Source organism: Halomonas sp. NO4 (assembly GCF_010994375.1).
Taxonomy (GTDB): domain Bacteria; phylum Pseudomonadota; class Gammaproteobacteria; order Pseudomonadales; family Halomonadaceae; genus Halomonas.
Map to the genome: position 1 here is coordinate 131,731 of NZ_WHMA01000007.1, position 12,411 is coordinate 144,141.

10 protein-coding genes and 1 tRNA gene are annotated in these 12,411 nt (G+C 69.6%); 4 read left to right on the top strand and 7 right to left on the bottom strand.

Translation table 11 applies throughout. The features are described from left to right. Nucleotides 1–147 precede the first annotated feature (147 nt). Nucleotides 148–660, top strand: coding sequence for a hypothetical protein (locus FEF15_RS07970; RefSeq protein WP_163558617.1), 513 nt, complete (start codon nt 148–150; stop codon nt 658–660). A 53-nt stretch (nt 661–713) separates the two neighbouring features. Here FEF15_RS07970 and purL read toward each other — a convergent pair whose 3' ends face one another. Then, complete coding sequence (gene purL, locus FEF15_RS07975) at nt 714–4,691, bottom strand: phosphoribosylformylglycinamidine synthase (protein ID WP_163558618.1); 3,978 nt, start codon at nt 4,689–4,691, stop codon at nt 714–716. 158 nt (nt 4,692–4,849) lie between these two features. Here purL and mltF point away from each other — a divergent pair, with 158 nt between their 5' ends. Beyond that, nucleotides 4,850–6,313 carry a membrane-bound lytic murein transglycosylase MltF gene (gene mltF / locus FEF15_RS07980; protein WP_163558619.1) on the top strand — a complete coding sequence of 488 codons (1,464 nt, stop codon included), beginning with the start codon at nt 4,850–4,852 and terminating at the stop codon, nt 6,311–6,313. A gap of 21 nt (nt 6,314–6,334) precedes the next feature. Here the strand turns inward: mltF and tadA are convergent, their stop codons facing one another. Beyond that, a complete protein-coding gene (gene tadA / locus FEF15_RS07985; protein ID WP_163558620.1) occupies nt 6,335–6,811 on the bottom strand; it encodes a tRNA adenosine(34) deaminase TadA in 477 nt (158 codons plus the stop codon). A gap of 66 nt (nt 6,812–6,877) precedes the next feature. On the opposite strand from tadA, the gene FEF15_RS07990 reads away from it, so the two are divergent. Both FEF15_RS07990 and FEF15_RS07995 read left to right on the top strand, forming a co-directional pair. After that, complete coding sequence (locus FEF15_RS07990) at nt 6,878–7,693, top strand: acyl-CoA thioesterase II (protein ID WP_163558621.1); 816 nt, start codon at nt 6,878–6,880, stop codon at nt 7,691–7,693. 41 nt (nt 7,694–7,734) lie between these two features. Beyond that, a tRNA-Thr gene (locus FEF15_RS07995) sits at nt 7,735–7,810 on the top strand. A gap of 88 nt (nt 7,811–7,898) precedes the next feature. On the opposite strand, the gene FEF15_RS08000 is transcribed toward FEF15_RS07995, so the two are convergent. From FEF15_RS08000 to umuD, 5 genes are all read right to left on the bottom strand, one after another. Beyond that, complete coding sequence (locus FEF15_RS08000) at nt 7,899–8,561, bottom strand: metallophosphoesterase (RefSeq protein WP_163558622.1); 663 nt, start codon at nt 8,559–8,561, stop codon at nt 7,899–7,901. 72 nt (nt 8,562–8,633) lie between these two features. Continuing rightward, complete coding sequence (locus FEF15_RS08005; protein ID WP_163558623.1) at nt 8,634–9,521, bottom strand: bifunctional nuclease domain-containing protein; 888 nt, start codon at nt 9,519–9,521, stop codon at nt 8,634–8,636. 105 nt (nt 9,522–9,626) lie between these two features. Then, nucleotides 9,627–10,379, bottom strand: a complete 753-nt coding sequence (locus FEF15_RS08010) for an SDR family NAD(P)-dependent oxidoreductase (RefSeq protein WP_163558624.1) — start codon at nt 10,377–10,379, stop codon at nt 9,627–9,629. A gap of 100 nt (nt 10,380–10,479) precedes the next feature. Next, entirely contained in the window at nt 10,480–11,754 is a 1,275-nt protein-coding gene (locus FEF15_RS08015; RefSeq protein ID WP_163558625.1) for a Y-family DNA polymerase, read from the bottom strand. Next, entirely contained in the window at nt 11,751–12,215 is a 465-nt protein-coding gene (gene umuD / locus FEF15_RS08020; RefSeq protein ID WP_163558626.1) for a translesion error-prone DNA polymerase V autoproteolytic subunit, read from the bottom strand. The genes FEF15_RS08015 and umuD overlap by 4 nt, the downstream gene beginning before the upstream one ends. Nucleotides 12,216–12,411: the final 196 nt, after the last annotated feature.

Here is a 12,411-nt window from a genome sequence, read left to right on the forward strand (position 1 = left end):
CTGTAAGCATTAATTCACTGATATGAAAGATAAAACGCTGGAGAAATCTGACCGACGTCATGAAAATGCCATCGCCTGCCGGGCACGATGCGCCTGTCAGCGGAGCTGACCGCCCCCACGATCGCCACCATGACGGAGGACGCCGCCATGCCGACACCAACCACAACCACAACCACGGCCCGGCTTGTCTTGGCGCCGGACGAGCTGTTGACGCTCGCCGCCACCCACGAACGCGCGGAGCTGGCGCGCTATCGCCGCCTCGCCTTCGGTTTTCTCACCTACGACACGGCCCTCAGCCGCCTGATGGCGTCGCTGGGCATCGAGTGCGAACGGCGTCTCCAGGCGCTGCGTGAAGCGGCCGAACGGCATGGAGTCGCCCAGGTTGTGGGCGAGCACACGGAGCGCTATCGCCCCTGGCAGCACCACCTGCCCCTCGGCCTGGTCACCCATCACGCCATGGCCCTCGACAGCCTGCACCAGGCATTGGCCGACGCCGACTATTCGCAGCGCTTCTATGCGCAGCTGCGCACCGCCAGCGCCGTGCCCGCGCTGGATTCGCTGCTGGCGAAGATTCTCCGCCAGAAGGGCAGCGAACACGCCGTGCTGCAGGAGCAGCTCACCTCGCGCGGCGAGCTCGGCTGCCACTCGCTGGCGGTCTGAAGCGGGGCTGCCGAGCGCCACGGACGGTCCGCCGTCCGTGGCGCGTCGTGCGTTCAGCCGAGCCAGACCCGGGCGTTGCGGAACAGGCGCAGCCAGGCGCCGTCCTGGGCCCAGCCGGCCGGACGCCAGGAGTTGGTCACCGCCCGCACCACGCGCTCGGGGTGCGGCATCATGATGGTCACGCGCCCGTCCGGCGTAGTCAGCCCGGTGATGCCGGAGGGCGAGCCGTTGGGGTTCGCCGGATAGCGCGTGGTCACCTGGCCGTGGTTGTCCACGTAGCGCAGGGCCACCTGGCCACTGCCCTGCATGCGCCGCAGATGGGCGCTGTCGCGGAACTCGGTGCGCCCCTCGCCGTGGGCCACGGCAATCGGCAGGCGCGAGCCCTCCATGCCGGCGAGCAGGATCGAGGGGCTCTTCTCCACCTGCACCATGGCCACGCGCGCCTCGAACTGCTCCGACTCGTTGCGCACGAAGCGCGGCCACGCCTCGGCGCCGGGGATGAGATCGCGCAGCTGGGCGAGCATCTGGCAGCCGTTGCACACCCCCAGGGCAAAGCTGTCGTCGCGGTCGAAGAAGGCCGCGAACTGCTCGCGGGCGCGGGAGTTGAAGAGCACCGACTTGGCCCAGCCGCCGCCGGCGCCCAGGACATCGCCATAGGAGAAGCCGCCGCAGGCTACCAGACCCTGAAAGGCTGACAGCGACACCCGCCCTTGCAGCAGGTCGCTCATGTGGACGTCCACGGCCTCGAAGCCGGCGCGGTCGAAGGCCCAGGCCATCTCCACCTGGCCATTGACGCCCTGCTCGCGCAGCACCGCCACCGCCGGGCGGGTCTTGTTGAGCTGGGGTGCCTGGATATAGGGCGCGGCGATGTCCTCGTCGACGTCGAAGGTGGGCGCGGCCGAGAGTCCCGGGTCGCGGTCGTCGAGCAGGTTGTCGAACTCGTTCTTGGCGCAGTCGGGATTGTCGCGCAGCGCCTGCATCCGGTAGCTGGTCTCGGCCCAGGTGCGCTGGGTGAGCAGCCGCGTGGTCTCGAGCAGCGGCTCCTCGAACAGCGTGACGCGCACCTGGTCGTCGTAGCGCGGGCGGGCGATCACGCCGCAGGTCTCGATACCGGCGGCAGCGAACTGCGCCAGCACCGCTTCGGTGTGCTGGCGGCTGACCTGGATCACCGCCCCCAGCTCCTCGGCAAACAGTGCATCCACCGCCTCCACCGGCTCGTCGATCAGCCAGTCGAGCTTGATCTCGAGGCCGGCGTGGGCAGCGAAGGCCATCTCCAGCAGGGTCACCAGCAGGCCGCCGTCACTGCGGTCGTGGTAGGCGAGCAGCTGGCCCTCGGCGTTGAGTCCCTGGATGACCGCGAAGAACGCCTTGAGGTCCTCCGGGTCGTCGAGGTCGGGGCAGGCATCGCCCACCTGGCCGTAGACCTGGGCCAGCGCCGAGCCGCCCAGGCGGTTCTGGCCACCGCCCAGGTCGATGAGGATCAGGTCGGACTCGTCCTGCTCCAGATTGATCTGCGGCGTGAGGGTGCGCATCGCGTCGCTGACCGGGGCGAAGCCGGTGACCGCCAGCGTGAGCGGCGCGGTAACGCTCTTCTCCTCGGCCTCGCCCTGCCTTTCACCAGAGCCGGTTTCCGCCTGCCAGGCGGTGCGCATGGACATGGAGTCCTTGCCCACCGGGATGGCGATACCCAGTGCCGGGCAGAGCTCCATGCCCACGGCGTGCACGGCATCAAAGAGCGCCTGGTTCTCGCCGGGGTGGTCGGCGGCGCTCATCCAGTTGGCGGAGAGCTTGATGTCTTCGATCTTCTCGATGGGCGCGGCGGCCAGGTTGGTGATCGCCTCGGCCACGGCGAGGCGAGCGCTCGCCGCCGGGTCGATCAGCGCCACCGGCGGCCGCTCGCCCATGGCCATGGCCTCGCCGGCGTGGGTGTCGAAGCTCGCCGTGGTCACGGCGACGTCGGCCACCGGTACCTGCCAGGGGCCGACCATCTGGTCGCGGGCCACCTGGCCGGTGATGGAGCGGTCGCCGATGGTGATCAGAAAGCTCTTGGAGGCCACGGCGGGCAGGCGCAGCACCCGCTCCATGGCCTCGCGCAGGTCGAGGTTGTCGAGCATCACCCCGGGCAGCAGGCGCTCCTCGCGCTCGAACTCGCGGGTCATCTTGGGCGGCTTGCCGAACAGCACGCTCATCGGCAGGTCGACGGGGCGGCTCGTGAAGTGGCCGTCGCGGACCTCCAGGTGGTGAGACTCCGTAGCCTCGCCCACCACGGCATAGGGGCAGCGCTCGCGGGCGCAGAGGGCGTCGAAGGTAGCGAGGTCCTCGGCGGCCACGGCCAGCACGTAGCGCTCCTGGGCCTCGTTGCACCAGATCTCCAGCGGGCTCATGCCCGGCTCGGCGTTGGGCACGGCGCGCAGTTCGAAGCGCCCGCCCCGGCCGCCATCCTTGACCAGCTCGGGAAGGGCGTTGGAGAGCCCGCCGGCGCCCACGTCGTGGATAAAGCGGATGGGGTTGGCCTCGCCCAGCGCCCAGCAGCGGTCGACCACCTCCTGGGCGCGGCGCTCGAGCTCGGGGTTGTCGCGCTGCACCGAGGCGAAGTCGAGGTCGGCGCTCGACGCACCCGAGGCCATGGAGGAGGCCGCGCCACCGCCCAGGCCGATCAGCATGGCCGGGCCGCCCATCACGATCAGCTGACCACCCACCGGGATCTCGCCCTTCTGCACGTGGCCCGCGCGGATGTTGCCGTAGCCGCCGGCGAGCATGATCGGCTTGTGGTAGCCGCGCCGCTCGATGCCGCCCGCGCCCAGGGCGTCCTGCTCGTAAGTGCGGAAGACGCCGGCCAGGTTGGGGCGGCCGAACTCGTTATTGAAAGCGGCACCGCCGATGGGGCCGGCGAGCATGATGTCGAGCGCGCTTTCGATGCGCTCGGGCTTGCCGTAGTCGAAGGCCTCCCAGGGCTGCACGAACTCGGGGATGCGCAGGTTGGAGACGGCGAAACCGGTCAGCCCCGCCTTGGGCTTGCCGCCGATGCCGGTGGCGCCTTCGTCGCGGATCTCGCCGCCGGCGCCGGTGGCCGCCCCGGGGTGCGGGGCGATGGCAGTGGGGTGATTGTGGGTCTCCACCTTCATCAGGATGTGGATCGGCTCCTGATGGCTGCCGTAGGCCGCGCGCTCGCCGGCCTTCCCGGTCAGCGGCACCGGGAAGAAGCGCGGCGCCGTGGCGCCCTCGATCACCGCGGCGTTGTCGCGGTAGGCGGACAGGATGGCGTCGGGCGAGGCTTGATACGTGTTCTTGATCATCGCGAACAGCGAGTGCGGCTGCGCCTCGCCGTCGATGACCCAGTCGGCGTTGAATATCTTGTGGCGGCAGTGCTCGGAGTTCGCCTGCGCGAACATCATCAGCTCGACGTCGGTGGGATTGCGGCCGAGCTCGCGGAAGGCCTCGCACAGGTAGTCGATCTCGTCGTCGGCCAGCGCCAAACCCAGCTCGCCGTTGGCGGTCGCCAGCGCCTCGCGGCCACCCTCGAGGATTTCTACGCTGCCCAGCGGCGCCGGCGCGTGGTGGGCGAAGAGCTTCGCCGCGTCGCTCGCGTCGGTGAGGACCGTCTCGGTCATGCGGTCGTGCAGGGTGGCCACGATGGCCGTGAAGGCGGCCTCCGACATCGGCGCCTTGAGCCCCACCCGGTAGGCGATGCCGCGCTCGATGCGCTGCACCTCGGCCAGGCCGCAGTTGTGAGCGATGTCGGTGGCCTTGGAAGACCACGGCGACTGGGTGCCGATGCGCGGCACCACCAGCAGCAGATGACCTTCGGGACGCGCCCGGGCCTCGCCGTCGGCGCTCTCGCGGCGGGCACCATAGTCGAGCAGCTGGTCGAGCAGGTGCCGGGCATCGTCCGACAGCTCGCCGTCATGGTCCACGAAGTGCACATAGTCGGCACTCAGCGACTCAACCTCGGGAACTCGCGCGCGCAGGGCAGCCAACAGCTTGGCGTGACGAAAGGCGGAAAGGGCGGGCGCGCCTCGAAGTTCGAGCATGTCTTGAAGCCTCTGAAGCAAGCGAAGGGGAGGGGGCCGCCGCAGGCGGCGGGGAAAGCCGACATGATACTGGAAAGCGGGGGGCGGGCGAAATGCGGCAGGTGACAGCCGCCGCGGCGGCCGTTAAGGTGAGGCTCTCATCGCTGACCATCACCTGCATGCCTGGACTCTCGAGCCGTGTCACCCCGGGCCGCCTGCGCCGCGCCGCATGCCTGCTGGCGGGCGTGGCGCTGTGCCTGATCCCCTATCGCCACCTCTCGCCCCCCGATGGCCAGTTGGAGGCGGTGCTCAGCCGTGATTTCCTCAGCGTGCACACCCGCAACACGCCCACCACCTACTACGAGGGGCGCCACGGCCCTACCGGCTTCGAATACGACCTGGTGCGGCGCTTCGCCGACCACCTCGGCGTCAGCCTGACCCTGGAGGCCGACCACCACATCGACAGCGTCTTCGAGGCGGTGCGCGGCGAGGGCGACCTGGGTGCGGCCGCGCTACCGCTGGACCTCGACCGCGAGGGGGTGGTCTTCAGCCGCCCCATCCTCGACCTGCAGCCGCTGGTCGTCTATCGCCGCGACCTGCCCCCGGTCACCGGGCTGGATGATCTCGAAGGTCTGGAGATCGGCACCATTCGCGGCTCCGGCGCCGATCGCGTACTGCGCGAGCTGCAGGCCGAGCACCCCGGCCTGAGCTGGTGGGAATCCGCGGAGGTCGAGGTCGCCGAGCTGCTCAGCCAGGTGGAGAGCGGCAGCCTGGATGCCGCGGTGGTCTACGAGCACCAGTTCCGCATCAATCGCCTCTTCTTTCCCGGCGTCGAGGACGGCTTCCCCCTGGGCAAGCCGCTCTCCCTGGCCTGGGCCTTCCCCGCCGAGGGCGGCCTGGGGCTCCAGCAGGAAGCCAACCGCTTCCTCGAGCGGATGCGCAAGGAAGGCCTGCTCGACCAGCTGGTCGCGCGCCACTTCGGCCACGACGACTACCTCGAGTACGTCGGGGCGCGCACCTTCATTCAGCACGCCCGCGAACGGCTGCCCGAGTACGAGGCGCTGTTCCGCGAGGCCGCCCGCGACACCGGCTTCGACTGGAAGCTGCTGGCCGCGGTGGGCTACCAGGAGTCGCACTGGGACCCCGAGGCGACTTCTCCCACTGGGGTGCGTGGATTGATGATGCTCACCCTGCCCACCGCCGGCGAGCTGGGCGTCGACGACCGCCTCGACCCAGCCCAGAGCATCGACGGCGGGGCCCGCTACCTGCTATCGCTAAAGTCTCGCCTACCGGAGTCGATACAGGGAGAAGACCGGCTGTACATGGCCATGGCCGCCTACAACGTGGGGCTCGGCCATCTCTACGATGCGCGCCGCATCGCCGAGATGCGCGGCGGCGATCCCGATCGCTGGGCGCACGTGCGCGAAGCCCTGCCGCTGCTCCAGCAGCGCGAGTGGCACAGCCAGACTCGCCACGGCTATGCGCGCGGCGGCGAGCCGGTGATCTACGTGCGCAACATCCGCCGCTACTACGAGATCCTCAGCTACGTGGACCGCAGCCAGCAGCAGTTCCTGCATCTCGACGGCGACGCGGATGGCAACGTGAGCGCCGAGCAGTTCGAGATCGTGCCACCCATTCTGTAGCCGCCCACCCCGCAAGCCGACTCAGGATGTCGCCGGCCCCGAGTCACCTCGCCGGTCTGCGAAGAACGCCCTGAGCAGGCGCGAGGTGCGCGCGGCCAGCACGCCACCCTCGACGACCACCCGGTGGTTGTACCAGGGCTGGGCGAAGAGGTTGGCTTTCGACTCCACCATGCCGGTACGCGGCTCGGCGGCGCCATAGACCACCCGGGCGAGGCGCGCGTGGATGACCGCCCCGGTGCACATCAGGCAGGGTTCCAGGGTCACGTAGAGGGTGCAGCCGTCCAGGCGGTAGTTGCCCAGGCGCCGGCCGGCCTCGCGCAGCGCCCGGATCTCCGCATGGGCGCTGGGGTCGTGGCCCGACACCGGGGCGTTGTAGGCGGCGCCGAGAATCTCGCCGGCGGCGTCCACCACCACCGCCCCCACCGGCACCTCACCGGCGGCCAGCCCCTCGCGGGCCTGATCCAGCGCCCGGTGCATGTAGAATTCGTCGCTGCGCATCGGCGCCGACTCCGTGTATCCTGATCAATATAAAACAACCGTATGAGATCTCCCTGAGGAGCCCCCATGACCGACGCCCTGAACGCCCTCGTCGCCCTGCTGGGCCTCGAGGAGCTGGAGGAGAACCTGTTTCGCGGCGCCAGCCAGGACCTCGGCCTGCCCCAGCTGTTCGGCGGCCAGGTGCTCGGCCAGGCGCTCTCCGCCGCCACCCACACGGTGGACCCGGCGCGCCGCGCCCACTCACTGCACGGCTACTTCCTGCGCCCCGGCGACCCGCACCGCCCGGTAGTCTATCAGGTCGATGCGGTACGCGACGGCGGCAGCTTCACCACGCGCCGGGTCACCGCCATCCAGAAGGGGCGCCCCATCTTCTTCTGCAGCGCCTCCTTCCACGGCGTGGAGACAAGCCTCTCGCACCAGGCCGCAATGCCCGATGTCACACAGCCGGAAGCGCTGATCGACGCGCCCGAGGCGCGCCTGGAGCGCTTTCCCGGCCACCCGATCGAGTTCCTGCACCTGGGCGACGAGGCCGAGCCGGGCCAGCCCGCCCACAAGCGGCTGTGGTTCCGCTTCACCGGCGATCTGCCCGACGACCCCGCGCTGCATCGCTACCTGCTCGCCTACAGCTCCGACTTCAACCTGCTCACCACGGCGCTGGTCCCCCACGGCATCACCTACGGCGACTCCAAACTGCAGATCGCCAGCCTCGACCACGCGCTGTGGTTCCATGGCGACGTGCGCGTCAACGACTGGCTGCTCTACGACATGGACAGCCCCTGGGCCGGCGGCGCGCGGGGCTTTGCCCGCGGCAGTCTCTTCGACCGCGAGGGGCGCCTGGTCGCCTCCACCGCCCAGGAAGGGCTGACGCGAATGCGCGAGTGAACTTGGCAGCGCCGCCACGGCGGCGCTATCATGCCGCCACTGCCGCAATAGCTCAGTTGGTAGAGCAACGCATTCGTAATGCGTAGGTCGGTGGTTCGAGTCCACTTTGCGGCACCAACACACGAAACCGCCACCCATGGCCGAGGCCGGGTGGCGGTTTTGCGTCATGACCCCGGCAGTGCATGCCCGAGCGGGCTCGAGACAGTCACTCCACCAACTCCCGGGCCTCTACCAGCGTGAGCCGGCCGGTGTTGAAGGCCCCGGTATCGAGGTAGTGCACGTTTCCCAGCTGCACCGGCACCGGGACGATGGTGTGTCCCACCGCCACGGCATCGATCCCGGTCACCGGCGTGGTGTCCTGGCGAGCGATGCGCCGGCGCCCCCACACCAACTGGTGCGCCAGCGCCTCGTCGGCATCGGCCGTCTCGACCTGCGCCCAGTCAGATGGCGGTTCGGCATGCACGATGCCGAGGCGCTTGCCCGCGACGACCACCTCCCGCGCGAGGGGCAACCGCGCCAGCGCCGCCTCGAGCCGCCGTCGCACCACCTCCGCGTCGTGCCGGCGCACCCAGGTGCCCCCGTTCATCAACCACAGGCCCCAGTCGCCGCCGCCTCCGCTGCCCAGGGCCGCTTGCGCGAGCTCCTCGTGATTGCCCCGCACCCCGCAGAACCAGGGCTCCAGGGCCAGCGCCAGGCAAGCGAAGGAGTCCGGTCCCCGGTCGATCAGATCGCCCACCGCGAAGAGCCGGTCACGCGCAGCCTGGAAGTCGACCCGGCACAGTGCCTGCTCGAGCAGGCGGTACTCGCCGTGGATGTCGCCGACGACGAAATCCCGGCCGTGACGGTTCTCCGCATGGCATTGGATCATCGACGCTCCTTTTCGGCCCGCCGGTCCGGCAGGCTCTACGACTCGGCAAACGCCACCCGAGCGCGCGTCGCCTCAGGTGCGAATCCCGCTCGACGGCTCATCGCTCGGGTCCTGCCGGGGACGCGGGTCGGGCACGTCAGTGGAGAGCTCCAGGTCGTGGGTCTCGCCCTCCTGCCAGTAGCGCAGCCGGGCCTTCTCGCCGCGTGGCGTGTCACGCACCAGCTCGAGAAAGCGCAGGGGCGTGGTGGGCACCTCGCCGTTGACCTCAAGCAGCAGCGCCCCGGGCGCGAGGCCGGCCTCTGCCGCTGCGCCCCGCGCCTCGCTGACCAGCACGCCCTCGTCATCGGGCAGCTCCAGCGCCTCGCGCAGGTCCTCATCGAGCGGCGTCACGGTGATGCCCAGGGCGGCCACCACCTGATCCTCCAGCCCCTGATACTCGATCTCGCGGGCGGCCTCCAGCACCTGCGGCGCCACATGGATGGAGGCACCGGCATTCAGCGCCAGGGCGATGGCGTCGCTGGGGCGACTGTCAATGCGCACCGGCTCGCTGCGACCCTCCAGGCGCAGCTCCAGCATTCCCAGGAAAGTGCTGTCGACGATGGCGTCGACATAGACGCGCTCCAGGCTGACCTCGATGCCGGCCAGCACGTCGCCCAGCAGTTCGTGGGTCCGGGGGCGGCGGGAGCGTTCACCGTGCAGACCGCGCAGAATGGCGCCCGCCTCGTGGGGGCCAATGAAGATGGGCACCACCTCGCGGGCGCCCGGCTCACGCAGCAGCACCACGGGCAGGCCGCTCATCCCGGCCATGCCCACCGTGGCCACCTCCACCTCGACCATCGCCTCGGGGTCGACGGCCAGCTCGCGAGCGGCCGCCGCACCGCTCAACGCCATCGCCAGAGTCGCCAGGCCAAGCCAGGCCACTCCCCGGCACCATCGCCGAGACCGCCAATACCGTGACATGGGAACCTCCTTGGCAGCGACGAGTCATGCCGGTCGCTATACGCGACGGGGTTCCTTCAGGATGGCAGCCGCAGCCATTCCCCGCCATTCACGGTCGGCAAGGCCTCACGACTTGCCGGCCGTGAAGCCGCCATCGACCATCAGATGGGTACCGGTGACGAAGCTCGCCTCGTCGCTGGCCAGGAACAGGAAGGCGTTGGCCACCTCCTCGGGGCGCCCCAGGCGCGCCAGCGGGTGCAGGTCGATCAGCCCTTGGAGCAGCTCGTCGTCCAGGGCCGCGAGCAGCGGCGTGTCGATGTAGCCCGGGCCGATGGCGTTGACCCGCACCCCTTTCGGCGCCGCCTCGATGGCCAGGGTGCGGGTGAGATTGACCACCCCGCCCTTGGCCGCGGTGTAGGCCGCGGTCTGCGACTGGCCGAAGACGCCGAGAATCGAGGCGCAGTTGACGATGCTGCCCTGCCCCTGGCGATACATCACCCGCAGCGCCGCCCGGGCCACCCGGAAGACCCCGTTGAGGTTGATATCGATGACCTTCAGGTACTCCTCGTCGCTCAGTTCATCGGAGGGGGCGATACCCCCGATACCGGCGTTGTTGAAGACCGCATCGACGCTGCCGAACGCCGCCAGCGTCTCCTCGAAGAGGCGATCCACCTGGGCGGTGTCGGTCACATCGCAGGCCTCGAAACGGCAGCGCCCGGGATAGCGCACGTCGAGCTCGGCGGCCCGCTCGGCCCCGTCGCTTGCCTCGATATCGGCGATGACCACCCGGGCGCCTTCCGCCAGGCAGCGCTCCACGCTGGCCAGGCCGATGCCGCTGGCGCCCCCGGTAACGATGACAACCTTGCCTTCCATTCGCATGACCGATCTCCTCGGGTAGGGGTAGCTGGGATACGTCGCTCCCAGTGTAGCCGGCCACCGGACCGCGGTAGACCAGCCCCGCCGCTCCCTCAGTGACTTTTCACCTTGCCTTGACCCGCATCAACTCGTTCCAGCGCGTCGTATACCGCGACGAAAGCCGCTCGCAGCGCAGTCGCCAGGCGCTGTCGTCGCGGGGCAGGCCGAAGCGCACGGTATCGCGCCCCATCTCGCGATTGAGCCGGTCCACCACCGCCATGAGGCGCGTGCTGCGCTGTCGCTGCGCCTCGCTCTGTGCCACCTCCAGCAAGGAGAGCTGGCGCCGCTCGCGGTCGACCAGGTCGAGCAGCATGACTCCACACTTCTGATAGCGGTACCCCTCGCGATACAGGGCCGCCAGGGCGCGACGGACCACGCGCAGCAGTTTCGGGGTATCGTCGCTGGGTCGCGCCAGGGGCACCACCAGGCGGCTGCTGTACTGAGGCTCATGGGTCAGGAAGGGGTTGGTGCGCAGAAACACCATCACCGCCCGGGCGAGGCTGCCCTGGCCACGCAGCTTCTCGGCCGCCCGGGCGCCGTGCTGGCGCAACGCCGCGGCGAGCTCGTCGTACTCGCCGGTCAGCCGGCCGAAGGAACGCGAGACCATGAGGCGCTGGCGCGACTCGCCCAGGTCCTCGAGTTCGATGGCGGGGCACCCGCGCAGCTCCCATACGATCCGTTCGAGCACCACCGAGAAGGCGCGGCGAATGCGTTTGGGATCGGCCTCGCGCAGCTGCCAAGCGGTGTGAATGCCCATCAGCGCCAGCCGCTCGCCGGTGCGCCGGGCCACGCCCCACACCTCGGTGACCGGCAGCTGCGCGAGCAGCGCCCGGGTGACCGCCCCCTCGGCGTCCAGCCGGCACACCCCCTCATAGGCGGGAATCTGCTTGGCGGCGCGGTTGGCCACCTTGGCCAGCACGCGGGTGGGGGCAAGACCCACGCCGACCGGAATGCCGGTGTCGCGGCGCACCGTCTCGCGCAACCGCTGGCAATACGCCTCCATGTCCGCCGGGTCGAAACCGTCGAGGCCGACGAAGCTCTCGTCGATGGAGTAGACCTCCACGTCCGGCGAGAACTCGGCGAGGATCGCATTCACGCGTCGCGACATGTCGCCATACAGCGCGTAGTTGCTGGAAAGCAGCACCGCCTGACGGCGGATGCCTGGCGGCAGCAGGTGCAGCGGCGCTCCCATGGCCACCCCCAGCGCCTTGAGTTCGGGACTGCGGGCGACGATGCAGCCGTTGTTGGAGAGCACCCCCACCGGCCGCCCCTCCAGGTGCGGCGCGAAGACGCGCTCGCAGCTGACGTAGAAGCTGTTGGCATCGACCAGGGCGATCATGGGCCCGCTCCCGGCAACCCCGGCAGGGCGTGCACCACATGGGTGACCACTCCCCACACGTGGCATTCGCGCCCCGCCAGCGGAATGGGCGCGAAGCGCGGGTTGCTGGCCACCAGCAGGGTTCGTCCCCCCTCCTGCGCCAGGCGCTTGACGGTGGGCTCGCCGTCCACGGCGATCACCACCACCCGGCCGGGCAGCGGCTCCAGGCTACGGTCCACCACCAGCAGGTCGCCGTCGTGGATACCGTCGCCCTGCATCGAATCGCCCTCGGCGCGCACGAAGTAGGTGGACGCCGGACGGCGCACCACATGGTCGTGGAGGTTGAGGTCGACATCCAGGTGATCGTCGGCGGGACTAGGTAAGCCGGCCCGCACCCGGCAGCCCAACAGGGGGCGGGCACCGTTCCCCGACAGGGGCGCGGCACGCACGATGGCCGACCACGGGCGGGCAGGAAGTGACATGACGCCTCCGAAAGCTGTCTTTATATGGCTATGTTGGTATCTGCTGTTGGCGTGTTCCAAAGGTACTGTATAAACTACTGTATATCCAGTTTGCCTCTGGTGCACGCCATGAAACAAGCAGACCTCGAAGCCCTCAAGCGAACACTGGCTAGCCTTCCTGTCGATCTCAAGAAATACCTTGCAGATCAGCTTCTTG

What these genes read in the sequence shown, in the direction of transcription:
- umuD (WP_163558626.1), bottom strand. Translation starts at nt 12,215, where the DNA reads ATGTCACTTCCTGCCCGCCCGTGGTCGGCCATCGTGCGTGCCGCGCCC.
- mltF (WP_163558619.1), top strand. Translation starts at nt 4,850, where the DNA reads ATGCCTGGACTCTCGAGCCGTGTCACCCCGGGCCGCCTGCGCCGCGCC.
- FEF15_RS08000 (WP_163558622.1), bottom strand. Translation starts at nt 8,561, where the DNA reads ATGATCCAATGCCATGCGGAGAACCGTCACGGCCGGGATTTCGTCGTC.
- FEF15_RS08015 (WP_163558625.1), bottom strand. Translation starts at nt 11,754, where the DNA reads ATGATCGCCCTGGTCGATGCCAACAGCTTCTACGTCAGCTGCGAGCGC.
- FEF15_RS08010 (WP_163558624.1), bottom strand. Translation starts at nt 10,379, where the DNA reads ATGCGAATGGAAGGCAAGGTTGTCATCGTTACCGGGGGCGCCAGCGGC.
- tadA (WP_163558620.1), bottom strand. Translation starts at nt 6,811, where the DNA reads ATGCGCAGCGACGAATTCTACATGCACCGGGCGCTGGATCAGGCCCGC.
- FEF15_RS08005 (WP_163558623.1), bottom strand. Translation starts at nt 9,521, where the DNA reads ATGTCACGGTATTGGCGGTCTCGGCGATGGTGCCGGGGAGTGGCCTGG.
- purL (WP_163558618.1), bottom strand. Translation starts at nt 4,691, where the DNA reads ATGCTCGAACTTCGAGGCGCGCCCGCCCTTTCCGCCTTTCGTCACGCC.
- FEF15_RS07970 (WP_163558617.1), top strand. Translation starts at nt 148, where the DNA reads ATGCCGACACCAACCACAACCACAACCACGGCCCGGCTTGTCTTGGCG.
- FEF15_RS07990 (WP_163558621.1), top strand. Translation starts at nt 6,878, where the DNA reads ATGACCGACGCCCTGAACGCCCTCGTCGCCCTGCTGGGCCTCGAGGAG.